This is a genomic window from Streptomyces sp. NPDC047017 (assembly GCF_040644175.1).
In the GTDB taxonomy this organism is placed as follows: Bacteria; Actinomycetota; Actinomycetes; order Streptomycetales; family Streptomycetaceae; genus Streptomyces.
Genome location: NZ_JBEYVW010000016.1, coordinates 54987 through 78660, shown reverse-complemented (window position 1 = coordinate 78660; position 23674 = coordinate 54987). Strand labels below are relative to the sequence as shown.

The following is a 23674-nucleotide window of genomic DNA, read 5'->3' as shown; positions in this document are numbered from 1 at the left end:
AAGGAGTCCGTACCCCATGACGTCCACGGTGCCCAACGCCGTCGAGCACGCAGACGAGCAGCAGCCGCCGATCACCATGTTCGGCCCGGACTTCCCGTACGCGTACGACGACTTCCTCGCCCACCCGGCGGGCCTCGGCCAGGTCCCGGCGACCGAGCACGGCGCCGAGGTCGCGGTCATCGGCGGCGGGCTGTCCGGCATCGTGGCCGCCTACGAGCTGATGAAGATGGGCCTCAAGCCCGTCGTCTACGAGGCCGACCGGATCGGCGGCCGGCTGCGCACCGTCGGCTTCGAGGGCTGCGACGAGTCGCTGACCGCCGAGATGGGCGCCATGCGCTTCCCGCCGTCCTCCACGGCGCTCCAGCACTACATCGATCTGGTGGGCCTGGTCACCCGGCCGTTCCCGAACCCGCTGGCCGAGGGCACCCCGTCGACCGTCGTCGACCTCAAGGGCGAGTCGCACTACGCCGAGACGATCGACGACCTGCCGCAGGTCTACCGGGATGTCGCGGACGCCTGGGGCAGGTGCCTGGAGGAGGGCGCCGACTTCTCGGACATGAACCGCGCCCTGCGCGAGCGGGACGTGCCGCGCATCCGGGAGATCTGGGCGAAGCTCGTCGAGAAGCTCGACAACCAGACCTTCTACGGCTTCCTCTGCGACTCCGAGGCGTTCAAGTCCTTCCGGCACCGCGAGATCTTCGGCCAGGTCGGCTTCGGCACCGGCGGCTGGGACACCGACTTCCCGAACTCCATCCTGGAGATCCTGCGCGTCGTCTACACCGAGGCCGACGACCACCACCGCGGTATCGTCGGCGGCTCGCAGCAGCTGCCGCTGCGGCTGTGGGAGCGCGAGCCGGAGAAGATCGTCCACTGGCCCTACGGCACCTCGCTGCGGTCCCTGCACACCGGCGGCGAGCCGCGCCCGGCCGTGACCCGGCTGCACCGCACCGCCGGCGACCGGATCACCGTGACGGACGCCGACGGGGACATCCGCACCTACCGGGCGGCGGTCTTCACCGCCCAGTCCTGGATGCTGCTGTCCAAGATCCAGTGCGACGACGGGCTGTTCCCGATCGACCACTGGACGGCGATCGAGCGCACCCACTACATGGAGTCCAGCAAGCTGTTCGTGCCCGTGGACCGGCCGTTCTGGCTGGACAAGGCCGTCGACGACAGGGGAAATCCGACCGGCCGGGACGTCATGTCGATGACGCTCACCGACCGGATGACCCGCGGCACCTACCTCCTGGACGACGGCCCGGACAAGCCCGCCGTCATCTGCCTCTCCTACACCTGGTGCGACGACAGCCTCAAGTGGCTGCCGCTGTCCGCGAACGAGCGGATGGAGGTCATGCTGAAGTCGCTGTCGGAGATCTATCCCAAGGTCGACGTCCGGAAGCACATCATCGGCAACCCGGTGACGGTGTCCTGGGAGAACGAGCCCTACTTCATGGGCGCGTTCAAGGCGAACCTGCCCGGCCACTACCGCTACCAGCGCCGCCTGTTCACGCACTTCATGCAGGAGGGGCTGCCCGCGGACAAGCGGGGCATCTTCCTGGCCGGCGACGACATCTCCTGGACGGCCGGCTGGGCGGAGGGCGCCGTGCAGACCGCGCTGAACGCGGTCTGGGGCGTCATGCACCACTTCGGCGGGTCCACCGACGCGACCAACCCCGGCCCCGGCGACCTCTACGACGAGATCGCGCCCGTCGAACTCCCCGAGGACTGAGCCACCGGGCCGGCGGTCCCCGGGGAACGGGCCACCGCGCGGCGGGTCCCCGGGGAACGAGCCACCGCGCGGGCGGTCACAGCCCGGCTGCCCGCGCCTTCTCGTGGATCTCGGCGGCCACGTCCTTCAGTTCCGCGGCGTCCCGCAGGGTGCTCTGCACATCGATCAGGATCTCCCGCATGCCCAGCTCGGCATAGGTGGACAGATCCTCCACGATCTGGTCGGCGCTGCCGTGGAAGGGGCGCCGGCCGCTGCCCTCGTGGGCCTTGGCCGAGTAGCGCGCGTTGGCCCGCAGCACGGTCCGGATCGGCTGCTGCCGGCCGCGCTCGGCGGCCAGGTCCCGCAGGGCCTGCCACTGGTCGGCGACCTGGTCGATGCCGAGGCTGGTCGGCAGCCAGCCGTCGGCGTGCTCGACCAGCCGCTCGCGCGCCCGGCGCGAACCCGCAGCCAGCAGGATCGGGATCGGCCGGGCGGGCTTGGGGCCGACCACGGCCGAGTCGATCGCGGTGGTCGGGCCGTGGTGGCGCACCGGGTCCGGCCCCCACACGGCCCGGCAGACGTCGATCACCTCGTCGAGGACCCGGCCGCGCTCCTTGATCGGCCGGATGCCCGCGGCGGCGTACTCGTCCAGCGACCAGCCGGTGCCGAAGCCCGCGATCACCCGTCCGCCGCTGGCGGCGTCCAGCGAGGCCAGGGCCTTGGCGAGCTGGAAGGGCACGTGCAGCGGCGCGACCAGCACACTGGTGCCCAGGCTCACCCGCCCGGTGACCGCGGCGGCCAGGGCGAGGGTGATCAGCGGGTCGGCCACATGACGGTAGGAGTCGGGCCAGGGCACGCCCTCGATGCCGTACAGGCCCTGGGTGGCGGGCTCCGGGACCAGGGCCCGCTCGTACACCCACAGGCTGTCGTACCCGATGCCCTCCGCGGCGCGCGCCACGTCGGGCACGTCGCGGCCGAGGTCGTACTGCCGATTCTGCGGAAGACCGAGTCCCAGCCGGGTCGCCATGGACGTACTCCTTCGTGATCGCCAGTGATCGCCGGTGTTCCTGGGCAACGTACAGCGACCGGGCGGGAGTTCCGGGGAGCGCGGGCGGGTGTCAGCCGGGCAGCGGGGTGAGCATCATGCGTCCGGCGAAGCCGGCCGCCGCGTCCAGCCGCTGGGCGAACTCCCCGGCCAGCCCGGGCAGTCCGCGCAGCGCCCACAGGGCCCGCGCGGCCGACCAGGCGGCGTCCCGGGCCGCCTCCAGACTCCAGGCGCCGAGCAGATGGGTGAGCGGGTCGGCGATCTGCAGCAGGTCGGGGCCCGGCATCAGGTCCTCGCGGACGCGTTCCTCCAGCGCCACGAGCAGCTCGCCCACCCGGTCGAAGTCGCCCTCCAGTGCGGCCGGTTCGCATTCCAGGGCGTGGCAGGTGTCCACGACGGCCAGGGCCAGGTCGTGGCCGATGTGCGCGTTGACGCCCGCCAGCGCGAACTGGAGCGGCCGGACGCCGGGATGGCGGCGCAGTTGCAGCAGCGGGCGCCAGCAGGCCGGGGCGTGCCGTGCCTCGGGCGCGTCCACGGCGGCGAGGTACCGCTCGGCGAACCGTACGTCCAGCGCGCTCGCGCCTCTCGGGTCCGCGAACCGCCCGGCCGTCAGGCGCCGGTCCACCTCCTCGGTGACGGTGAGGTAGACCCGGTTGAAGACCGCGATCCCGTCCCGCTCCGGCAGTGCGGCGGCCAGGCCCCGCATCCGGGTCACGACCGCGTCCACGGTGTCCGGGCGACGGGTGAGTTGTGCCGATTGCCCCATGGGGGCAGCGTCCCAGGCCCGGGCCGGCCTGGGTGCCGACGGGCCGGACGCTTCCCCGGAACGGGGGAACCCGCACGCGTGTACGCGAACCGGGAGGGGGGACTGGGCCCGCAGTGACTACGGCTCGGTGCGCCGGGCCCCGCCCTGTCCCGGCTCGTCGTAGGCCGAGGTGCCCTCGTCCAGCAGGGGCCCCTGCTGCTTGAGGTGCACCGGGGCGAAGGCGCGCAGCGCGTGGTAGCCGGTGATGACGACGATCGTGCCGAGCGCGATGCCGCTCAGGGAGAAGGTGTCGGTGAACTTCAGGCTGACGTTGCCGACGCCGATGATGATGCCCGCGGCGGCCGGCACCAGATTCAGCGGGTTGCGCAGGTCCACCCCGGCGGTGATCCAGATCTGCGCGCCGAGCAGGCCGATCATGCCGTACAGGATGACGGTGATGCCGCCGAGCACACCGCCGGGGATGGCGGCCACGACGGCGCCGAACTTCGGGCAGACGCCGAAAAGCAGCGCGAAGCAGGCGGCGGCCCAGTAGGCGGCGGTCGAGTAGACGCGGGTGGCGGCCATCACGCCGATGTTCTCGGAGTACGTGGTGTTGGGCGGGCCGCCCACGGCCGTGGAGAGCATGGAGGCGACGCCGTCCGCGGAGATGGCGGTGCCCAGCTTGTCGTCGAGCGGGTCGCCGGTCATCTCGCCGACCGCCTTGACGTGTCCGGCGTTCTCCGCGACCAGCGCGATCACCACGGGCAGCGCGACCAGGACCGCCGACCAGTGGAAGGCCGGGCCGTGGAAGGAGGGCAGCCCGATCCAGTCGGCCTTGCCGACGCCGGAGAGGTCCAGGCGCCAGTGGTCGGTGAGCCTGCCGGACCCGTCCGTGGAGTGGATCTTCCCGAAGACGCGGTCGAAGACCCAGGAGATGCCGTAGCCGAAGACCAGCCCGAGGAAGATCGCGATCCGGGACCAGAAACCGCGCAGGCAGACCACGGCCAGACCGGTGAACAGCATCACCAGGAGGGCCGTCCACTGGTCCTGCGGCCAGTAGGTGGAGGCGGTCACCGGGGCGAGGTTGAAGCCGATCAGCAACACGACCGCGCCGGTGACGATCGGGGGCATCGCGGCGTGGATGATCCGGGCGCCGAAGCGCTGCACCGCGAGACCGACCAGGAACAGCACGGCACCGACGACGAGGACCGCGCCGGTCACGGTCGCGGTCGTGCCGCCCTGCGCCCGGATGACCGCGGCGACGCCCACGAACGACAGCGAGCAGCCCAGGTAGCTGGGCACCCGGCCGCGGGTGGCCAGCAGGAAGAGCACGGTCGCGACGCCCGACATCATGATCGCGAGGTTGGGGTCGAGGCCCATCAGCACGGGGGCCACGAAGGAGGCCCCGAACATGGCCACGACGTGCTGGGCGCCGAGCCCCACCGTGCGGGGCCAGGAGAGCCGTTCGTCCGGCCGGACCACCGCTCCGGGTGCGGGCGTGCGCCCGTCACCGTGCAGTTTCCAGCGCACGCCGAGGTCCATGTGGGGTTCCGCTTTCTCTGTGCCTGAAGGCTGTTTCCGCTGCCTGAAGACTTCTTGGGACTGTCCGGAAACCATTGTCGGGGGTGCCGGGCCGTGCTCTGTTCGAACGGCCGCTGAGCGTCCGCTTAGTATGGCGGTGCACCACCGTCCCGCCAGCTCGTTCAGCCCGTACCTTCAGGAGCACCGCCGTGACCGCCGAAGCACCCGCCGCCCCCGCCCTGTCGTCCGGCCGGCTGATCCCCGTCGTCGTCCACTTCGACGACCTGGACGCGCTCGGCCTGCTGCACAACGCCCGCTACCCCCTCCTCGTCGAGCGCGCCTGGTCCGAGCTGTGGCAGGGGCACGGGTTCCGCTTCGAGGGCGACTGGGCGGCGGCCGGGGACGCCTGCAACGCCGTCAGGGAACTGCGCGTGACCTATGAGGCGCCGGTGACCCGGCCGGGTGAGTACGCCGTCCACCTGTGGCTGGAACGGCTCGGCACGACCGGGCTGACGTACGGCTTCCGGTTCTGCTCGGCCGACGGCGCCACCACGTACGCCCACGGCACCCGCGTCCTGGTCCGGCTGGACGCGGCGACCCTGCGCCCGGCGCCGTGGAGCGAGGAGTTCAGGACCGCGGGCCGGGAACTGCTGCGGGACGGCCACTGACCTGCGGGCGGCCCCGGTCGCCCGCCCGCAGCACGCCCGCGAAGGCCGCCAGGCCGCACGCCAGCACGGTGACCAGGCCGAACGAGACCACCAGACTCGTCGCCTGGGCGAGCCCGCCGATCGCGCCCGGCGCCACCAGGCCGGAGGTGTACGTGATGGTCGCCACGCCCGCGATGGCCTGACTGGGGTTCGGGCCGCTGCGCCCGGCCGCGGCGAAGCACAGCGGCACGACGACCGCGATGCCCAACCCCAGCAGCGCGAACCCGGCCATCGCCACCACCGGATGCCCGGCCGGCACCACCAGCAGGCCGCCGGCGACGGCCAGCACGCCGCTCGCCCGGACCGTGCGCACGGAACCGAACCGGTCCACCACCTTGTCGCCCGCCAGCCGGGCGACGGCCATGGTCAGGGTGAAGCCCGTGGTGCAGGCCGCCGCGAGACCGGCCGAGGTCTCCAGCTGGTGGCGCAGGTACACCGCCGACCAGTCCAGGCTGGCGCCCTCCGCGAAGACCGCGCAGAACCCGATCGCCCCGATCAGCAGCGCCGACCGCGGCGGCAGTGCGAACCGCGGCGGCGGCTCCTCGTCCTCGGCGGCCTGCAGGTCCAGGACCCAGGTGCAGGCGATCAGCCCGAGAACGGTCAGCACGGCGGCCGCCAGGGCGTGGTGCAGCCGGGCGTCCGCGCCCAGGTGCGCGGCGAGCGTGCCGGCCGCCGAGCCGGTCAGGGCGCCCGCGCTCCACATGCCGTGCAGGCCGGACATGATCGAGCGGCCGAGCCGGTTCTCCACCTCCACCCCGAGCGCGTTCATCGCGACGTCCGACATGCCCGCCGAGGCGCCGTAGACGAACAGGGCCAGGCACAGGGTGAGCAGGTTCGGGGCGAGCGCGGGCAGCACCAGGGAGAGCGTCCACAGGGCGAGCAGGCCGCGCAGCGCGGTACGGGCGCCGAAGCGGTGGGTGATGCCGCCGGCCAGCGGCATCGCCAGGGACGCGCCCAGCGCGGGGAAGGCCAGCGCCAGGCCCAGCTGGCCGGCGCCGACCGAGGCGTGGTCCTGGATCCACGGCATCCGGGTCGCGAACGAACCGGTCACCGCGCCGTGCACCGCGAAGACGGCCGCCACGGCGTACCGCGCGCGCCGTACCTCGCCCCGGTCGTGCCCCACTGCGCTCATTCCGCTGCCCCTCCCCGGGCCGTGCTCAGGTTTCGGCGTAAACTATCAGGGACCCTGCCTGATAGATAGCGGATACCTGATAGATAGCGGATATACGGCCGTCCCGTCGGCGCGGCCCCGCCGGTCTGGGAGGATTCCCGCCATGCCCGCATCCCCGAGCACCGCCCGGGCCATCAACGACCGGCTCGCCCTGCGGCTGCTGCAGCAGGAAGGGCCGTTGACGGCAGGGCGGCTGAAGCAGCTCACCGGCCTGTCCCGGCCCACCGTCGCCGATCTGGTCGAACGCCTGACGGCCTCCGGACTGATCACCGTGGTGGGGGAGTCCGGCGCGCAACGGCGCGGCCCGAACGCACGGCTGTACGGCATCGTCGCCGACCGCGCCCATCTGGCCGCCCTCGACGTCCGCACCGAGAGCGTCACCGTGACCGTGTCCGACCTGCTCGGGCGGGAACTGGCCGGGGCGTCCGCGCCGGTCGTCGGGGACACCGGCACCGGGGCGGCGGTGGAGCGGGCGGTCACCCTGGTGGAACGGGCGGCGAAGGAGGCCGGGGCCGCCCGGCTGCACACCGTGGGCATCGGCGCGCCCGGACTGATCGACCCGGTCACCGGCGAACTGCGCGACACCACCGGGCTGCCCGCCTGGCACCGGCGGCTGGTGGCCGCGCTGCAGCAACGGATGCCGCACACCCGGGTCACCGTCGAGAACGAGACCAACCTCGCGGCCCTCGCCGAGCAGCGGGACGGGGCCGCCCGGGACCGGGACACCTTCGTGCTGCTCTGGCTCGGGCACGGCATCGGCGCGGCGGTGGTCCTGGACGGGATGCTGCGCCGCGGGGCCTCCGGCGGCACCGGCGAGATCGGCTTCCTGCCCGTGCCCGGCACCGGCCGGCCGCCCTCGGCGACGGACTGCGCGGGCGGCTTCCACTCGCTGGCCGGATCGGCGGCGGTGGTGGACCTGGCCGGGCGGTACGGGCTGTCGGGTGCCGGTACGGGGCCGGAGCCGGCCGCGGCGGAACTGGTACGGCGTGCGGTGTGCGGCGAGGCGACCGGGGCCGCCGGTTTCCTGGACGCCCTCGCCGGCCGCCTCGCCCTCGGGGCCGCCTCCGTCGCGGCCGTGCTGGACCCCGGGTGCGTGGTGCTCGGCGGAGAGGTCGGGCAGGCCGGAGGAGAGACACTCGCCGCGCGGGTGGCCGAACGGGTACGGGAGATGTCGCCGCTGCCCACGGAGGTGCGGGCGGGGGAACTGGGCGGCGGAGCGGTGCTGCGGGGGGCGGTCCTGATGGCCCGAGACCGAGCCCAGGAGGAACTCTTCACCCCCCTCGGCCCACCCACCCACCCGACTCGGTGACTTGAGGGGTGACCGCCCCCGGGTCTCCGCCCCGGCCCCCGGCGGAGGCTCCGCCCCCTGCACCCCCGGGTTCCGCTCGGCTCGGTGGCTTGAGAGGCGATCGTCCCCCTGGGACTCCGCGCCGGTCCCTCCGGCGGGGGCTCCGCCCCCTGCGCCCTTGGGTTCCGGCTGGCTCGGTGGCTTGAGGGGGTGGCCGTCCCTGGGCCTTCGCTCCGGGCCCTGATCCCCGGCGGGGGCTCCGCCCCCTGCACCCCTGGACTCCGCCCGGCTCGGTGGCTTGAGGGGGTGGCCGTCCCTGGGCCTTCGCTCCGGGCCCTGATCCCCGGCGGGGGCTCCGCCCCCTGCGCCCCCCGGCTCCGCCCGGCTCGGTGGCTTGAGCGGGTGCCGCACTCCCGAGCCCCACCCCGCGCCCCCCGTCACCCACCACCCCCGAACCGCCCCGCCAGATACTCCTCGAACGTCCGCTTCCCCACCGCCCTGGACGGAGTCAGATGGCTGCCCTCGCGGAAGCCGCGGTAGGTGCGGCCCGGTAGGGGGACGTTCAGGACGGGGCGGTGGCGGGTGGTGGCGCGGAGGTAGGCGCGGGCCAGGGATTCGAGGGGGCGGATCTCCGGGCCGCCCAGGTCCGGGACCCGGCCCGCCGGAGCGCCCGCGGCCAGCTCGGCCAGCCGGCCCGCGACCTCCGTGACCTCGACGGGCTGGTCCCGCACGCCCGCCGGGAGCAGCAGGACCGGCGATCTGGCGAGGGTCTGGAAGAAGGTGACCAGGAGATCGTGGAACTGGGTGGCCCGCAGCACGGTCCAGCCCAGCCCCGACTCCACGACCAGCCGCTCCACGGCGCGCTTCGAGGCGTAGTAGCCGAGCGGCACGCGGTCGACGCCCACGATGGAGATGTAGGCGAGGTGACCGACCCCCGCTCTCCGGGCCGCCGCGATCAGGTGGGCGGCGGCCTCCTCGTCGCCGCCCCGGGGCGAGCTGGCGCAGTGCGCGATGGTGTCGACGCCGGTGACGGCCGCGTCCAGCCCCGGGCCGCCCTCGCGCAGATCGACGGCGTACGGCCCGCCACGCCGGCTGAGCACGCGCACCTCGTGGCCGTCCGCGCGCAGCCGCCCGACGACATGCCTGCCCAGTGTTCCGGTGCCGCCGGTCACCAGGATCGTGGTCATGCTCCTCAGTCCCTCCGGACGACGTGCGCGGTGAGGTCCCGTCCAGCTTGTCCGCGTTCGTCATCGAGCGCACCCGCACCGCCGTCCTCGTGCGTCCTCGTTCGTCCCCGTCCACCGTCCACCCCGTAACGCCGTGCCGTACGTAATGCCATCCGCGCCCCCGCCTGCGCGCCGCCCGTACGCCGTCCACGCGGCGCCCGTCCGCCGCTCGCGCGCCCCGGGTGAGCTCCCCGCCTCCGCCGATCTGTTGACCGGACTGGTCTAGTCCTTTTAAGGTCTGACTCCTGCACAGACCGGCCCGGCGGCGGTGACGACGGCCCTTGCCCGCCGCCGGGTCTCGCGGCACTGCGCTCTGTGAGCGAGCCCACACCGACCGCCTGTATGGATGCCGACCACGCGTGGCACACTGGCCGTGTACCAGTAGCAGCGCACTCCGGGGTCGGTGAAAGTCCGAACCGGCGGTTATAGTCCGCGACCCGGTCGCTTCCAGCGGCCGGTTGACCAGGTGGAATTCCTGGACCGACGGTTAAAGTCCGGATGGGAGGCAGTGCGCGGCGAGCGGGCACACCTCTGTGCGCGCGCCGCCGTCTACGGGCTCGTCGTCATGACGGGACCCGTTCCGGCGTCGTCGCCCCGTGTGTGTTCGTTCGTCTTCCCTGTCGTTCGCGACAGCCCCGGAGTCCGTGCCCGAAGAGGCAGGAGGACCCGGGAAGTGTTCACCGGAATCGTCGAAGAGCTGGGCGAAGTCACCGCCGTCGAGGACCTCGGCGACGCCGCGCGCTTCCGGCTCCGCGGCCCCGTCGTCACCGAGGGCGCGCAGCACGGCGACTCCATCGCCGTGAACGGAGTCTGTCTCACCGTCGTCGAGCACGAGGGCGACGAGTTCACCGCCGACGTCATGGCGGAGACCCTCAAGCGCTCCAGCCTCGGCGCCCTCGCCGTCGGCTCCCGGGTCAACCTCGAACGCCCCACCGCAGTGGGCGCCCGCCTCGGCGGCCACATCGTGCAGGGACACGTCGACGGCACCGGCGCCGTCCTGGACCGCACCCCCTCCGAGCACTGGGAGATCGTGCGGATCTCCCTCCCCGACGACCTCGCGCGCTATGTCGTGGAGAAGGGCTCCATCACCGTCGACGGCATCAGCCTCACCGTCGTCGAGGTGGGCGCCGACCACTTCACCGTCAGCCTCATCCCCACCACCCTCGCCCTGACCACCCTCGGCCTCAAACAGCCCGGGGACCCGGTCAACCTGGAAGTGGACGTCGTCGCCAAGTACGTCGAGCGGCTGCTCGGCGACCGCGCGCCGGGAACGGAGACGCGAGAGGGGGAGGGCAGGTGAACTGGCTCAACTCGGAGGCCTTCACCCTCCTCGACCAGCACATCAAGTGGTCGGACATGATCGGCAACGTCATCGGCCTGCTCGGCCTGGCGTTCGGCTGGCGGCGTTCCCTGTGGAGCTGGCCCACCCAGTTCCTGTCCGGCGTGATCCTCTTCGCCGCCTTCGCCACCGCGCACCTGTCCGGCAGCGCCGGCAAGCAGATCGTCGTCATGGTCGTCGCCGTCTACGGCTGGTGGCAGTGGAACCGCGGCAAGGCCACCGGCGCGGACGGCCACATCGCCGTACGCTTCGCCACCTGGCGCGAACGGGCCGCCCTGCTCGCCACGGCGGCCGTCGGCACGGTCGCGGTGGCCGGCCTGTTCACGGCCTACCCGTCGCTGTCCTGGGACCCCTGGCCCGACGCGTACATCTTCGTCGGCACCGTCGTCGCCATGTACGCCCAGGCGCGCGGCATGGTCGAGTTCTGGCTCGCCTGGCTGCTCGTGGACGCCGTCGGCGTCCCGCTCAACTTCGCCAACGGCTTCGCCTTCTCCGGCTTCGTCTACGTCATCTACGGCGCGCTCGTCCTGTGGGGCCTGCGCGACTGGTGGCTGCGCTCCCGCCACAGCGCGCGGCCCGTCCCGGAAGGAGCGCCCGCATGAGTGCGGCAACCGTCCTCTACAGCACCGGCGACCCCGAGGAGTTCGGGCTCGACCCGGTCGAGCAGGCCGTCGCGGACATCGCGGCCGGACGCCCGGTCGTGGTCGTCGACGACGAGAACCGGGAGAACGAGGGCGACCTCGTCATCGCCGCCGAGAAGGCGACCCCCGAGATCGTCGCGTTCATGATGACCGAGTGCCGCGGGCTGATCTGCGCCCCCATGGAGGGCGCGGAACTGGACCGGCTCCGGCTCCCGCAGATGGTCCAGGAGAACACCGAGTCGATGAAGACCGCCTTCACGGTCTCCGTCGACGCCACCGCCGCGCACGGCGTCACCACCGGCATCTCCGCCGCCGACCGCGCCACCACGCTCCAGCTGCTGGCGGGCGGCACGGCCGAGCCCACCGACCTCGTCCGCCCCGGGCACGTCTTCCCGCTGCGCGCCCGGCCCGGCGGCGTCCTGGCCCGCGACGGCCACACCGAGGCCGCCGTCGATCTCGCCCGGCTCGCCGGACTGCGCCCGGCCGGCGCCATCGTCGAGATCGCCGGCGAGGACGGCCGGATGCTGCGCCTGCCCGAGCTGATGGTCTTCGCCCGCAAGCACGGCCTGACGATCATCTCCATCGAGGACCTGATCGCCTACCGCCGCGACAGCGAGCCCACCGTCCGCCGCGAGGCCGAGGTCCGCCTGCCCACCGCGCACGGCACCTTCACCGCGTACGGCTACCGCTCCACCGCCGACGGCGTCGAGCACGTCGCCCTCGTGCACGGCGACCTCGCGGACGGCGAGGACGTCGTGGTCCGCGTCCACTCCGAGTGCCTGACCGGCGACGTCTTCGGCTCGCTGCGCTGCGACTGCGGCCCCCAGCTGGACGCCTCCCTGGAGCGCATCCAGCAGGAGGGCAGGGGAGTGGTCGTCTATCTGCGCGGCCACGAGGGACGCGGCATCGGCCTGATGTCCAAGCTGCGCGCCTACGAACTGCAGGAGCAGGGCCGCGACACCCTGGACGCCAACCTCGAACTCGGCCTGCCCGCCGACGCCCGCGACTACGGCGCCGGCGCGCAGATCCTGCGGGACCTCGGCGTCCGCAGCGTCCGGCTGCTGACCAACAACCCCGACAAGTCCGACGCGCTGCTGCGCCACGGCATCAAGGTCACCGAGCGGGAGCCGATGCCCGTCCAGGCGGGCGAGCACAATCTGCGCTACCTGCGCACCAAGCGGGACCGGATGGGCCACGACCTGCCCTGGCTGGACGGCACCACCGCGTCCACCTGCGGCAACCAGTGAACCCGGCCGGCCCGGCGAGCAGGGCCGGCCGGACCAGCACGACCAGCACGACCAGCACGGCAAGAGAACAGCACGGAGGAGACACGTGAGCGGCAAGGGTGCACCGGAACTGTCCGTCCGCAACGTCGGCGATCTCAGGGTCGCCGTCATCGCGGCACAGTGGCACGAGAAGGTGATGGACGGACTGGTGGACGGCGCCCTGCGCGCCCTGCACGACCTCGGGATCGACGAGCCGACCCTGCTCCGGGTCCCCGGCAGCTTCGAACTCCCGGTGGTGGCCAAGGTGCTGGCGGGCCGCGGCTACGACGCGATCGTCGCCCTCGGCGTGGTCGTCCGCGGCGGCACCCCGCACTTCGAGTACGTCTGCCAGGGCGTCACCCAGGGCCTGACCCAGGTGTCGGTCGAGACCGGCGTGCCCGTCGGCTTCGGCGTGCTCACCTGCGACACCGAGGAGCAGGCCCTGGACCGGGCCGGCCTGGACGGCTCCCGCGAGGACAAGGGACACGAGGCGGTCACCGCGGCGGTCGCCACCGCGGCCACGCTGCGTTCAGTATCCGAACCCTGGCGGTGAGCCGGCCGGTACAGCGGCTAGGGTGGGGAGCACCATGTCCAAGAAGACGTTCGAGGAGCTGTTCACCGAGCTCCAGCACAAGGCAGCCCAGGGCGACCCCGCCACCTCCCGCACCGCCGAGCTGGTCGGCAAGGGCGTCCATGCCATCGGCAAGAAGGTCGTCGAGGAGGCCGCCGAGGTCTGGATGGCCGCCGAGTACGAGGGCAAGGACGCCGCCGCCGAGGAGATCTCGCAGCTGCTGTACCACGTCCAGGTGATGATGGTCGCCCGCGGCATCTCCCTGGACGACGTCTACGCCCACCTCTGAACCACCCCCGCACACCCCTTCGTACGCGAAGAATCCCTACGCGACGCATCCGTACGAGACGAACAAAGGAAGCCGACCTCATGCTGCGCATCGCCGTCCCCAACAAGGGTTCACTCTCCGGCCCTGCGGCGGACATGCTGCATGAGGCCGGCTACCAGCAGCGCCGCGAGTCCAAGGAACTGCGGATCGTCGACCCGAACAACGAGGTCGAGTTCTTCTACCTCCGCCCCCGCGACATCGCGATCTACGTCTCCTCCGGCCGCCTCGACATCGGCATCACCGGCCGCGACCTGCTCGTGGACTCCGGCGCCAACGCCGAGGAGATCCTCCCGCTCGGCTTCGCCCGCTCCACCTTCCGCTTCGCCTCCAAGCCCGGCACCGCCAACGGCGTGGGCGATCTGAACGGCAAGACGGTCGCCACCTCCTACGAGGGCATCGTCGCCAAGCACCTCGCCGACAGCGGCGTCGACGCCTCCGTCGTCCACCTCGACGGCGCGGTGGAGACTGCGATCGAGCTGGGCGTCGCCGAGGTCATCGCCGACGTCGTGGAGACCGGCACCAGCCTGCGCAACGCGGGCCTCGAGGTCTTCGGCGAGCCGATCATGAAGTCCGAGGCGATCGTCGTCCGCCGCACCGGCGCGGACGCCGAGGAGCCCAAGGTGCAGCAGTTCCTGCGCCGCCTCCAGGGCGTCCTGGTCGCCCGGACGTACGTGATGATGGACTACGACTGCCGGGTCGAGCAGCTGGAGAAGGCCGTCGCGCTGACCCCCGGCCTGGAGTCCCCGACCGTCTCCCCGCTGCACAACGAGGGCTGGGTCGCCGTGCGCGCGATGGTCCCCGCCAAGGACGCCCAGCGGATCATGGACGACCTGTACGCCATCGGCGCCCGGGCCATCCTGACCACGGCCATCCACGCCTGCCGCCTCTGAGCACCCGGGAAAAGGCGACGCGAGGCACAGAGAGGCCCAGATCCGATGTCCGACCTGCCCGCACTCCCCGTCACCTTCCGGCCGGGCGTCACCCGCGCGGTCCTGCTCTCGGCCGGCACCGCGATCTTCGCGGTGATCGCGGTCGTCGCGGTCCTGCTGGAACAGCTCACCCCCGGTGAGCGCCTCAGTTTCGTCTTCACCGGCGCGCTCCTGTTCGGGGTGCTGGCGATGCTGGCCCGGCCCAAGGTGGTCGCCGACGAGAGAGGCGTCACCGTGGTCAACATCGCCTCCCGGCGCCGGCTGGCCTGGCCGGAGATCCTTCAGGTGAACCTGCGCCCCGGCGACCCGTGGGTGTTCCTCGACCTGAGCGACGGCACCAGCCTGCCCGTGCTCGGCATCCAGCCGGGCATCGCCCGGCAGCGCGCCCTCACCGACGCCCGCGCCCTGCGCGCACTGGTCGACGCCGGGACGGCCGAGGACCCCGAGAGGTCCCAGGGGGAACCCCGGGGCTGAGTCGGGGGCGTCCGCCCTGCCGCGCCGGGCCCGGTCTTGATTAATCTGTTGGGGGAGGCTTTTCGCTGAGCCCCCGCCCCTGTGCCCCGCCCGGTGCCAGGGGCTCCTGCTACCCGAGGAGTGACTCCCTCCGGCGATGGACGGATCGTCCTGTAGTACCTGCGCCGCCCCCTGCCGGCATGGCGCGCGCCGCGACCCCGCGGCCCGCGCGTACGCCGAGGCGGCGGCATCATGACCCTCTCCCTGCTGCTCCTCGGAGCGGCCTTCCTGCTGATCCTCGCGAACGGCTTCTTCGTCGCGGCCGAGTTCGGCCTGGTGACGGTCGAGCGTCCGGAGGCCGAGAAGGCCGCCGCCGACGGCGACCCACGGGCCCGTACGGTCGTCGAGTCGCTGGGCGAGCTGTCCTTCCAGCTCTCCGGCACCCAGCTCGGCATCACCATCACCTCACTGGTCGTCGGCATGCTCGCCGAACCGGCGCTGGCCGACCTGCTGCGCGGTCCCTTCGCCGCGACCGGCCTGCCCGAGGGCGCCGTGTCCGGGATCGCCGTGGTCGTCGGCATGCTGCTCGCCTCCGCCCTCCAGATGGTGGTCGGCGAGCTGGTCCCGAAGAACTGGGCGGTCTCCCGGCCGCTGCAGGTCGCGCGCTTCGTGGCCGGCCCGCAGCACGCCTTCGCCCGCCTGTTCCGCCCGGTGATCGCCGCACTGAACACGGTGGCCAACCGCCTGGTGCGGGCGCTCGGCGTGGAGCCCGCCGACGAGCTGGCCTCCGCCCGCACCCCCGGCGAGCTGGTCTCGCTGGCCCGGCACTCGGCCCGGGCCGGTGCCCTGGAACAGGACACGGCCGACCTGTTCGTGCGCACCCTGTCCCTGGGCGACCTGACCGCGCAGCACGTGATGACGCCGCGCGTGAAGGTCAGCGCCCTGCAGATCTCGGCGACCGCCGAGGACGTGGTCAACCTCACCCGCGCCACCGGCCTGTCCCGCTTCCCCGTCTACCAGGAGAAGATCGACGAGGTGGTGGGCATGGCCCATCTCAAGGACGCCCTCGCGGTGCCCGCCCAGAAGCGGCTGCGCACCCCGGTCGGCCGTATCGCCCGCCCGGCGCTGCTGGTCCCCGAGACGCTGCCGGTGCGGCCGCTGCTCACGCAGCTGCGCAGCGAGCAGCCCATCGCGGTCGTCGTCGACGAGTACGGCGGCACGGCGGGCGTGGTCACCCTGGAGGACATCGTCGAGGAACTGGTCGGCGAGGTCCGCGACGAGCACGACGCCAAGGACGTGCCGGAGCTGGCCCCCGCCCCGCCCGAGGACGGCCGGCCCGCCTGGGACGTCGACGGCGGCTGCCGCGTCGACCTGCTGCGGCGCATCGGCCTGGAAGCGCCCGAGGGCCCGTACGAGACGGTCGCCGGCCTGGTGGCCGATCTGCTCGGCCGGATCCCGGCCCCCGGTGACAGGGCCGAGCTGCCGGGCTGGCGGCTCGCCGTGCGCCAGGTCGGGCACTACCGCGCCGAGCGCGTCCGTCTCGTCCGCACCGCCCCGGCGGCCGACGCCGCCGCCGACCTGGCGGAGGCCGCCCGATGAGCGTCCTCCAACTGGTCTTCGCCGCGCTGCTCGTGCTCGCCAACGGCTTCTTCGTCGGCGCCGAGTTCGCGCTCGTCTCGGTCCGCCGCAGCCAGATCGAGCCGGTCGGCACCGCCCGGGCCCGCCAGGTGCTGCACGGCCTGGAGCGGCTGCCGCAGATGATGGCCGCCGCGCAGTTCGGCATCACCGTCTGCTCGCTGACGCTCGGCGCCGTCGCCGAACCCACGGTGGCCCAACTGCTCGAACCGGTGTTCGGTTGGATGCGGCTGCCCGACGGGATGGTCCATCCGCTGGGCTATGTCATCGCGCTCGCGGCCGTGGTCTTCTTCCACCTGGTCATCGGTGAGATGGTGCCGAAGAACCTGGCGATGGCCGCGCCGGAGAAGGCCGCGCTGTGGCTGGGCCCCGGCCTGGTCGCCTTCGCCCGTGTCTGCAAGCCGGTCACCGTGGCGCTCGGCGCCTGCGCCAAGGGCGTCCTGCGGCTCTTCCGCGTCGAGCCGAAGGACGAGGTCGAGGCCGTCTTCACCAGCGAGCAGCTCAACCGGCTGGTGGAGGACTCCGGGCAGGCCGGACTGCTCGACCCCGAGGAGCAGGAGCGGCTGGAGGACGCCCTGGAACTGGGCTCCCGCCCCGTCCTGGACGTACTGCTGGGCCGGGAGGCGCTGGTCACCGTCAGCCCCTCGGTGACCCCCGGCGAGATCGTCGCGCTCACCGCCCGCACCGGGTACTCCCGTTTCCCGGTCGCCGCGCACAACGGCGCCTTCATGGGCTACCTCCACGTCAAGGACGTCCTCGACCTGGAGGACTCCGACCGGGCCGTGCCCCAGCGGATATGGCGCCCGATGACCACGCTCAGGTCCGAGCTGCCGCTGGACGACGCGCTGACGGTGATGCGCCGGGCGGCCACCCATCTGGCCCAGGTGGCCGACGCCTGCGGCAAGGTGCTCGGCGTGGTGGCCCTGGAGGACGTACTGGAGCTGCTGGTGGGCGAGGTCCGTGACCCGGCCCACCGGGTGGCGACGGAGGTACGCCTGACGGAGCCGCGGGGCAACGGGGAGCCGGAGGAGGTCCTGGCCTCCTGAGCCGCCGGGCCCGCCGCACCCCGCGGGCACCCGCCCCTCGGGCGGCCGGCCGGACGGCCCCGGGACTCCGCCGCGCCGCGGACGGATCGACTCCGTCACAGCGCGGACGGGTCCTGGGGCCCCCGCCCGGACAGCACCTCCCCGTACGCCTGCATGAGGTCAGGCAGCCGCAGGGTCGCCAGGTCGTCCCGGGTCAGCGTGCCCGGGTACACCGACAGGCGCAGGTCCCGGTAGGCGCAGCTCTTCTCGTAGAGCGTGCGCAGGAACCGGCCGTTGCCGAGTTCGTCGATCCACCCCTGGTCGACCACGTGCCCGGCGATCGAGCGCAGCTCGTCGAGGGCCTCCTCGTCCCACTGGTCGCCGTTCTCCGCGGCCAGCACCCGGCCGATCTCGGTGAGTTCCGCGGGGCGGTACGACGGGAAGTCCACCCGGGTGGTGAAACGGGAGGAGAGACCCGGATTGGCGGCGAGCAGGCGGTCCATGCCCTCGGGATAGCCGGCCAGTATCACCACCAGATGGTCCCGGTTGTCCTCGGCCCGCTTCAGCAGCACCTGCAGCGCCTCGTCGCCGTACGCGTCGCCCTTGCCGTACCCCGAGTTGGACAGGGAGTACGCCTCGTCGACGAAGAGCACCCCGCCGATCGCGGAGTCGATCAGCTCGTTCGCCTTGACCGCGGTCTGGCCCAGGTACTCGCCCACCAGGTCGGCGCGCTGCGCCTCCACCAGATGGTCGCCGCCGAGCAGCCCGAGCGCGTAGAAGACCCGGCCCAGGATGCGGGCGACCGTGGTCTTGCCGGTGCCCGAGGGGCCGGAGAAGACGAAGTGACGTTTGGGCGGCTGCACGGGCAGCCCCTGCCCGGCCCGCAACCGGGCCATGTTCAGCTGTGCCGACAACGCCTTGACCTGCCGTTTCACCGGCTCAAGGCCCACCATGCGCTCCAGCTCGGCGAGCGCCTGTTCGAGTAACGCGGGGTCGGTGGGCCCGCTGGGCAGCGGCCCGGTGACCACCGCGGTCCGCTCGCGCACCGCGGGATCGGCCGCCGAGGAGTACGGCCCGCCGGCCGGGAGATCGGGTTCACCGAGCTTCAGGTCCCGGCCCTCGGTGCCGAAGAGCGGGTCGAGGACGTCCGGACCGTCCACGCTGTCCTGCCCGGCCCCGGTGAGGGTGAGCGCCGCGAGGTCCGCGCTGTCGTCGTACCCGTCGCCCTCGGCGATCGCCGCGAGCCGCGCGGAGGTGTCCATGAAGGCCGGATCGACCCGGTGCACCGCCCGGTACAGGGGGAGCGCGGCGGCGCTGCGGCCGGTGCCCTCGTGCGCCCGGGCCAGCCAGTACCGCAGCTCCTTGCGCTGCGGCTGCTCGCTGCGGCAGCGCATCAGCGAGGCCGACAGCAGCGGCTCGGCCTGCCCGTACATCTCCAGCCGGACCCGGGCCATGCCGCCGAACAGCCCGGCCTCGATGCCGAGCATCGCGTCGTCGACCAGCGGGTCGGTGTGCCGGACCAACTGCTCCCAGTCCTTGACCAGATAGGCGCGGCAGGCGTGCAGGAACCGCACCTGGGCGTCGGCGTCCACCGGCGGCAGCCCGGCCAGCGCCCGGTCCAGCTCGGGCACGTGCCGCCCGTCCAGCCAGTGCGAGGAGTGCGCGAGCAGCAGATCGCGGGGGCTCTCCAGCACGGGCTGCACCCACCAGCCCAGCCAGTACCAGGAGTTGAGGGTGCGGCGGTGCCGGGCGCGCTGCTCGCCGAAGCGGTCGCGGTGCCGGAACATGCGCAGCAGCGCGGTCGTCGTGTCCACCCGCAGCGCGTGCAGCCCGAGCCAGCCGTCCGCCATCGCGGGATCCATCTCCACGGCGGCCCGGAACTCCTCCTCGGCCTGCGGATAGGCGCCCATCGTGTAGGCGTCCACGCCGCGCAGCCAGGCGAGGTCGGCCGGGGCGTCGGGGCCCTGCGTGCCGAAGTCCATCACGTCCCCCACGAACCGTGCCCCCGTAGGTTCGCCGCCGGACCGTCGCCCGGTGGCCGCCTTGGTCGAACCGCAGTGCCGCGGACCGGAGTTGCAGGTGCGCGAAGCAGCTGTCCGAAGGTCGCACCGAGGGCATCGTACCCGCGGGGCCACCCCGCGCCGAAGGGTGCGGAGGGGAGCGTTCGCCGGGGCGGGGGCGGACAGGGGCGCACCGGAACGGTGACTGAGGGTGAGTAAAAAGTGGTGCGCGGTGTCCGGAAAACGGAACGAGGGCAGAACGAAGCCCCCGATCACGGGGGAACAACCGGGGGCTTCGCGTCTGCGGGCGGTCCTCGATGACCGCACATTGAGAACGTAAGACCTGTACGTCCCCCCGGTCAAGCAGAGTTGGGAGACTGGGCGAACTTCTTCCACAGGGGTCTTCACAAGTTCAGCACATTGCCGACGGCCCATCACGGTGGGTGACGAACTGGTCCGGACCGAGGGTTCCGGCGGGCCCTGGCAGCAGCTCGTACCCCTGAGCCGCCTGCCGCACCAGGAGGTCCGCGAAGGGCCGGGAGGGGTCCCGCGCGAAGTGCCGGTGTTCCGCCTCGACCCAGCCGGCCCAGAACTCCCGCTGCTCCGCGCCGTCCCGGGCCCGTCCGCGCGCCCAGGACTCCTCGCGCTCCAGCTCCATCCACAGCAGCCGGGCCAGATGCGGGCGCAGCGCCCGGCGGCCGGCCCCCACGCCCTCGACGAGGATCACCGGCGCGGGCGGCAGCGCGCGGGCCGGGCCGAAGCGCCGGGCGTGCCAGTCGTAGGGGGCGTAGTGCGCCGTCGCGCCGCCGGCCAGCGGCTCGATCACCTCGGCCAGCAGCCGCCGGTCCCAGGCGAACGGCTCCGCGTGGCTGGCGATGTCGTCCAGGTGCAGCACGGGGGCGTCGCCGAGCGCGGCGGCGAGCCGCCCGGCGAAGGTGGACTTCCCGGAGCCCGCGTGCCCGTCGACGCCGATCAGGCGGACGGGGCCGCAGGACGGCGGGAGGCGGCGCAGCTGGGCAGCGAGGGTGTGAATGGTGGTTCCCGGAGTGAATGCGCGCGGGGCGGGTGCCGATGTGAGGGGATATTTCGCGGCAACATTCTAGCCACCGGCCGAACCGGACACCCGGCGCGGCACCGAAAAGGTTCTATGTTGAACCGTTCGGTGAACTGCCCGGTGAGCGTCTGTCAAGTCCGCTAATCACCGCGTGATTCCCCGGGTGAACATGTCGAAAAGCGCGTTCCGGTTGTGCCCCGTGCTGAGTAAAGTGCAAGCAGCACAACACTGGGGTGCCGTACGGGGATGGACGGGGGAAGATGACCGCTGGGTTATTCGACGGGCAGTACGTCTGGCACCCGGCGGCGGACGACCGCGTGCTCGCCAGCGTGTGCGTCGACATCCGGGCCGGCCGCTGGGCCAGCGCCCGTGCCGCGCTGGCCGAGACGCGCGGCGACTTCGCCCTGCGGGCCCACCGTTCCCTGGTGCTGGCCTCCGAGGCCGCCGACTCCGACCTGGCCGAACGCTGGCTGGCCGAGGAGCCGGCCCCCGAGTCCGCGCTGGTGTGGGCGCGGGTGGCGGTCCTGCGGGCGCTGCGCGCGGCCGACGCCGGCGACGAGCGGGCCGCCCCGCTGGAGCGGATAGCGCTGTCGGCCTGCGAGCGGGCCTCCGCGATCGACCCCGCCGACCCCACCCCCTGGGCCGCCAAGCTGGCCATGGCCCGGCTGCACCGGCTGCGCGACCCGGCGCCGCAGGGGCTGCTGACCGCCCCGCCAGGGCCCTGGCGGCTGTTCGCGCACATCCTGTCCCTCGACCCCTGGCACCGCGAGGCCCACCACCGCTTCCTCGCCTTCTTCTTCACCCGGTACGGCGGCTCGGTCAACGCCGCCTGGGACGTGGCCGCCTTCCTGAGCCAGCGGGCGCCCGCCGACTCCGCGCTGCGGCTGCTGCCGCTGGTCGCCCTGGTGGAGAGCTACGACCCCTCGCAACTGCTCGCGGACCGGGTGTGGGAACAGCCCCAGTGGCGCGCCACCGCGCTCGCGATCTACCGCAACTGGCTGCCCGCCGCAGCCGGTTACCGCTTCACCCCGGTGCTCGACCTCGCCTATCTCGGGCACGCGCTGGTGCTGGCCGGCTGCGAGTTCGAGGCCCGCGCGGTGCTCACCGCCATGGGCCCCTACGCCTCACGGATGCCCTGGGCGGTCTTCGGCGACCCCGTCGAGCAGCTCTCCCGGGCCCGGCGCGCCTGCGGCCTGCCCGTACCCCAGGCCCCCTGACCCGCCCGACCCACCCGCCCGACCCACCCCGCCCACCAGCCCGCCCATCGAGAGAAAGGCCGACCCGTGTCGGAACGGATACAGGCCCCGCGAGCCAAGGCCCACGGCCCCGCGGACCCGAGCGCGCTCGACGACGACGCGACCCTGCACGCGATGGGTTATCCGAGGAAACTCACCCGGCGTTTCAAGGCGTTCGACAATTTCGCCATCTCGTTCACCATCATCAACATCATCTCGGGTATTTTCTCGTCCTTCGGATTCGGTATGAACGCGGGCGGCCCCCGCATTCTCGTGTTCGGCTGGATCGGCGTCTCCGTCATGGTGCTGTTCGTCGGCGCGGCCATGGCGGAAGTCGCCTCCGCGTATCCGACGAGCGGCGCGCTGTATTTCTCGGCCGGGAAACTCGCCAAACGCCACAAGGGGGCCTGGTCCTGGTTCACCGGCTGGCTGAACTTCGTCGGCCAGGTCGGCGGCACCGCCGCCACCGGTTACGCGGCCGCCACCTTCATCCAGGCGTTCATCGCCCTCCAGTGGTCCTCCTACCAGCCGACCACCCACCAGACGGTGCTGATCACCGCGCTGATCATCGTGCTGCAAGGACTGGCCAACACCTACACGGTCCAGCTCGTCGCCGTCCTGAACCGGATCTCCGTATGGTGGCTGCTGGTCGGAATGGTGGTCATCGCCACCGCACTGATCGCCGTTCCCGATCATCACCGCCCGGTGTCCTTCATCACGCATTTCGCGAACAACACCGGTTTCACGAGCGGGCTTTACGGCGGCATGCTCGGTCTGCTGGTCACCAGCTGGACGTTCACCGGCTTCGACGGCAGCTTCCACATGTCCGAGGAAACCGTCCAGGCGACCGTCAACGCGCCCCGCGGGATCATCCGCGCCATCGGTTATTCCGCCGTCACAGGTCTGATCCTCATGCTCGCCCTCGTCTACAGCATTCGCGACTACGCGCAGGTGGCGAGCACGGACGCACCGCCCGTGCAGCTCCTCATCGACGCCCTCGGCGTGGGCACCGCCAAGGCCATGCTGCTGATCGTCATCGGGTCCATGCTCTTCTGCGGCCTCGCCAACCTCACCAGCAACACCCGGCAGATCTTCGCCTTCTCCCGGGACGGCGCCATGCCCGGCTCCCGCTGGTGGCACACGGTCTCCCCGCGCACCCGCACCCCCGTCAAGGCGGTCTGGCTGGCGGTCGCCTGCTCGCTGGCCCTGGTGCTGCCCGGCTGGTGGTCGCACACCGCCTTCACCGCCATCGTCAGCGTCAACGTGGTCGGTCTCTTCCTCGCCTACGCCGTCCCGATCCTGCTGCGCCTGCGGCTCGGCGACGAGTTCCAGGCCGGCCCCTGGCACCTGGGCCGCTGGGGCCGCCCGGTCGGTGTCGTGGCCGTCACCTGGATCGTGCTGAGCAGCGTGCTGTTCATGCTGCCCCAGGCGTCCCCGATCACCGCCGACTCCTTCAACTACGCCCCCATCGCCCTGGCCGCCGTGCTGCTCGTGGCCACCGTGTGGTGGTTCGCGACCGCCCGCCGCCGCTTCCAGGGCCCGGTCAGCTACGGGCGGCCCGACGAGGTCGCGGCGATGGACCTCATCTGACCGGGGCGGGCCGGGACGAGCGGGTGGGGCGGGTGCCGCGGCGCCCGCCCCCGCCCGGCGCAGGCGCAGGTCATGCCAGTGGACGAGACCAATATTGGTAGGCGTGGCGTGTGCCGAAGTGCTGGCAGGAGCCGGTCCCCGCGTCCATAGTGGGCGCAACGCCGTGCACGGACCCGCCACCCGCCCCGACTCGGACAC

General features: G+C 72.7%; 21 protein-coding genes and 1 riboswitch. Of the genes, 14 read left to right on the top strand and 7 right to left on the bottom strand.

Translation table 11 applies throughout. The annotated features are described in order from the left end of the window. Positions 1–16 precede the first annotated feature (16 nt). Positions 17–1729 carry an NAD(P)/FAD-dependent oxidoreductase gene (locus ABZ858_RS25565; protein ID WP_361382982.1) on the top strand — a complete coding sequence of 571 codons (1713 nt, stop codon included), beginning with the start codon at positions 17–19 and terminating at the stop codon, positions 1727–1729. 76 nt (positions 1730–1805) lie between these two features. Here ABZ858_RS25565 and ABZ858_RS25560 read toward each other — a convergent pair whose 3' ends face one another. The 3 genes from ABZ858_RS25560 to ABZ858_RS25550 all read right to left on the bottom strand — a co-directional run bounded on the left by ABZ858_RS25560 (position 1806) and on the right by ABZ858_RS25550 (position 5040). After that, positions 1806–2735, bottom strand: a complete 930-nt coding sequence (locus tag ABZ858_RS25560) for an LLM class F420-dependent oxidoreductase (protein WP_361382978.1) — start codon at positions 2733–2735, stop codon at positions 1806–1808. A 91-nt stretch (positions 2736–2826) separates the two neighbouring features. Then, positions 2827–3519 (bottom strand): DUF5995 family protein, encoded by a 693-nt coding sequence (locus ABZ858_RS25555; protein ID WP_361382975.1) that lies wholly within the window; start codon positions 3517–3519, stop codon positions 2827–2829. 117 nt (positions 3520–3636) lie between these two features. Beyond that, a complete protein-coding gene (locus tag ABZ858_RS25550; RefSeq protein WP_361382972.1) occupies positions 3637–5040 on the bottom strand; it encodes a solute carrier family 23 protein in 1404 nt (467 codons plus the stop codon). A gap of 188 nt (positions 5041–5228) precedes the next feature. On the opposite strand from ABZ858_RS25550, the gene ABZ858_RS25545 reads away from it, so the two are divergent. Then, positions 5229–5687 (top strand): thioesterase family protein, encoded by a 459-nt coding sequence (locus ABZ858_RS25545; RefSeq protein ID WP_361382970.1) that lies wholly within the window; start codon positions 5229–5231, stop codon positions 5685–5687. Here the strand turns inward: ABZ858_RS25545 and ABZ858_RS25540 are convergent. Next, complete coding sequence (locus ABZ858_RS25540) at positions 5647–6858, bottom strand: MFS transporter (protein ID WP_361382967.1); 1212 nt, start codon at positions 6856–6858, stop codon at positions 5647–5649. The genes ABZ858_RS25545 and ABZ858_RS25540 overlap by 41 nt on opposite strands. A 142-nt stretch (positions 6859–7000) precedes the next feature. Here ABZ858_RS25540 and ABZ858_RS25535 point away from each other — a divergent pair, with 142 nt between their 5' ends. Beyond that, entirely contained in the window at positions 7001–8206 is a 1206-nt protein-coding gene (locus tag ABZ858_RS25535) for an ROK family transcriptional regulator (protein WP_361382964.1), read from the top strand. A gap of 416 nt (positions 8207–8622) precedes the next feature. On the opposite strand, the gene ABZ858_RS25530 is transcribed toward ABZ858_RS25535, so the two are convergent. After that, positions 8623–9372: an SDR family oxidoreductase gene (locus ABZ858_RS25530; RefSeq protein ID WP_361382961.1), complete on the bottom strand. Its 750-nt coding sequence runs from the start codon at positions 9370–9372 to the stop codon at positions 8623–8625. A gap of 424 nt (positions 9373–9796) precedes the next feature. After that, positions 9797–9927: riboswitch (FMN riboswitch) on the top strand. Between the two features lie 157 nt (positions 9928–10084). On the opposite strand from ABZ858_RS25530, the gene ABZ858_RS25525 reads away from it, so the two are divergent. From ABZ858_RS25525 to ABZ858_RS25485, 9 genes are all read left to right on the top strand, one after another. Further along, positions 10085–10711, top strand: coding sequence for a riboflavin synthase (locus ABZ858_RS25525; protein WP_361382958.1), 627 nt, complete (start codon positions 10085–10087; stop codon positions 10709–10711). Then, the gene (locus ABZ858_RS25520) at positions 10708–11352 is read left to right on the top strand and encodes a nicotinamide mononucleotide transporter family protein (RefSeq protein WP_361382956.1); all 645 of its coding nucleotides are present in this window, start codon (positions 10708–10710) and stop codon (positions 11350–11352) included. Before ABZ858_RS25525 ends, ABZ858_RS25520 begins: the two co-directional genes overlap by 4 nt. Then, positions 11349–12638 carry a bifunctional 3,4-dihydroxy-2-butanone-4-phosphate synthase/GTP cyclohydrolase II gene (locus tag ABZ858_RS25515; RefSeq protein ID WP_361382953.1) on the top strand — a complete coding sequence of 430 codons (1290 nt, stop codon included), beginning with the start codon at positions 11349–11351 and terminating at the stop codon, positions 12636–12638. The genes ABZ858_RS25520 and ABZ858_RS25515 overlap by 4 nt, the downstream gene beginning before the upstream one ends. An 85-nt stretch (positions 12639–12723) precedes the next feature. Then, a complete protein-coding gene (ribH, locus tag ABZ858_RS25510; RefSeq protein WP_361382950.1) occupies positions 12724–13209 on the top strand; it encodes a 6,7-dimethyl-8-ribityllumazine synthase in 486 nt (161 codons plus the stop codon). Between the two features lie 34 nt (positions 13210–13243). After that, a complete protein-coding gene (locus tag ABZ858_RS25505) occupies positions 13244–13516 on the top strand; it encodes a phosphoribosyl-ATP diphosphatase (protein WP_361382947.1) in 273 nt (90 codons plus the stop codon). 80 nt (positions 13517–13596) lie between these two features. Continuing rightward, positions 13597–14445, top strand: coding sequence for an ATP phosphoribosyltransferase (gene hisG, locus ABZ858_RS25500; protein ID WP_361382943.1), 849 nt, complete (start codon positions 13597–13599; stop codon positions 14443–14445). Between the two features lie 45 nt (positions 14446–14490). Further along, positions 14491–14958 carry a PH domain-containing protein gene (locus ABZ858_RS25495; RefSeq protein WP_361382940.1) on the top strand — a complete coding sequence of 156 codons (468 nt, stop codon included), beginning with the start codon at positions 14491–14493 and terminating at the stop codon, positions 14956–14958. Positions 14959–15189: 231 nt separating this feature from the next. Further along, entirely contained in the window at positions 15190–16536 is a 1347-nt protein-coding gene (locus ABZ858_RS25490) for a hemolysin family protein (RefSeq protein ID WP_361382937.1), read from the top strand. After that, entirely contained in the window at positions 16533–17618 is a 1086-nt protein-coding gene (locus ABZ858_RS25485) for a hemolysin family protein (RefSeq protein WP_361382934.1), read from the top strand. Before ABZ858_RS25490 ends, ABZ858_RS25485 begins: the two co-directional genes overlap by 4 nt. A 95-nt stretch (positions 17619–17713) precedes the next feature. Here ABZ858_RS25485 and ABZ858_RS25480 read toward each other — a convergent pair whose 3' ends face one another. Together ABZ858_RS25480 and ABZ858_RS25475 are read right to left on the bottom strand one after the other, a co-directional pair. After that, positions 17714–19579 (bottom strand): AAA family ATPase, encoded by a 1866-nt coding sequence (locus ABZ858_RS25480; protein WP_361382931.1) that lies wholly within the window; start codon positions 19577–19579, stop codon positions 17714–17716. Positions 19580–20009: 430 nt separating this feature from the next. Next, complete coding sequence (locus ABZ858_RS25475; RefSeq protein ID WP_361383302.1) at positions 20010–20630, bottom strand: hypothetical protein; 621 nt, start codon at positions 20628–20630, stop codon at positions 20010–20012. Positions 20631–20911: 281 nt separating this feature from the next. On the opposite strand from ABZ858_RS25475, the gene ABZ858_RS25470 reads away from it, so the two are divergent. Beyond that, on the top strand, positions 20912–21868 hold the full coding sequence (locus tag ABZ858_RS25470) for a hypothetical protein (protein ID WP_361382928.1): 957 nt from the start codon (positions 20912–20914) through the stop codon (positions 21866–21868). A 66-nt stretch (positions 21869–21934) separates the two neighbouring features. Continuing rightward, on the top strand, positions 21935–23476 hold the full coding sequence (locus ABZ858_RS25465; RefSeq protein WP_361382925.1) for an amino acid permease: 1542 nt from the start codon (positions 21935–21937) through the stop codon (positions 23474–23476). The last annotated feature ends 198 nt before the right edge of the window (positions 23477–23674 follow it).

Coding starts and splice junctions, on each gene's coding strand:
- ABZ858_RS25565 (WP_361382982.1), top strand. CDS start 17: ATGACGTCCACGGTGCCCAACGCCGTCGAGCACGCAGACGAGCAGCAG.
- ABZ858_RS25560 (WP_361382978.1), bottom strand. CDS start 2,735: ATGGCGACCCGGCTGGGACTCGGTCTTCCGCAGAATCGGCAGTACGAC.
- ABZ858_RS25555 (WP_361382975.1), bottom strand. CDS start 3,519: ATGGGGCAATCGGCACAACTCACCCGTCGCCCGGACACCGTGGACGCG.
- ABZ858_RS25550 (WP_361382972.1), bottom strand. CDS start 5,040: ATGGACCTCGGCGTGCGCTGGAAACTGCACGGTGACGGGCGCACGCCC.
- ABZ858_RS25540 (WP_361382967.1), bottom strand. CDS start 6,858: ATGAGCGCAGTGGGGCACGACCGGGGCGAGGTACGGCGCGCGCGGTAC.
- ABZ858_RS25535 (WP_361382964.1), top strand. CDS start 7,001: ATGCCCGCATCCCCGAGCACCGCCCGGGCCATCAACGACCGGCTCGCC.
- ABZ858_RS25530 (WP_361382961.1), bottom strand. CDS start 9,372: ATGACCACGATCCTGGTGACCGGCGGCACCGGAACACTGGGCAGGCAT.
- ABZ858_RS25515 (WP_361382953.1), top strand. CDS start 11,349: ATGAGTGCGGCAACCGTCCTCTACAGCACCGGCGACCCCGAGGAGTTC.
- ABZ858_RS25505 (WP_361382947.1), top strand. CDS start 13,244: ATGTCCAAGAAGACGTTCGAGGAGCTGTTCACCGAGCTCCAGCACAAG.
- hisG (WP_361382943.1), top strand. CDS start 13,597: ATGCTGCGCATCGCCGTCCCCAACAAGGGTTCACTCTCCGGCCCTGCG.
- ABZ858_RS25495 (WP_361382940.1), top strand. CDS start 14,491: ATGTCCGACCTGCCCGCACTCCCCGTCACCTTCCGGCCGGGCGTCACC.
- ABZ858_RS25490 (WP_361382937.1), top strand. CDS start 15,190: ATGACCCTCTCCCTGCTGCTCCTCGGAGCGGCCTTCCTGCTGATCCTC.
- ABZ858_RS25485 (WP_361382934.1), top strand. CDS start 16,533: ATGAGCGTCCTCCAACTGGTCTTCGCCGCGCTGCTCGTGCTCGCCAAC.
- ABZ858_RS25480 (WP_361382931.1), bottom strand. CDS start 19,579: ATGGACTTCGGCACGCAGGGCCCCGACGCCCCGGCCGACCTCGCCTGG.
- ABZ858_RS25470 (WP_361382928.1), top strand. CDS start 20,912: ATGACCGCTGGGTTATTCGACGGGCAGTACGTCTGGCACCCGGCGGCG.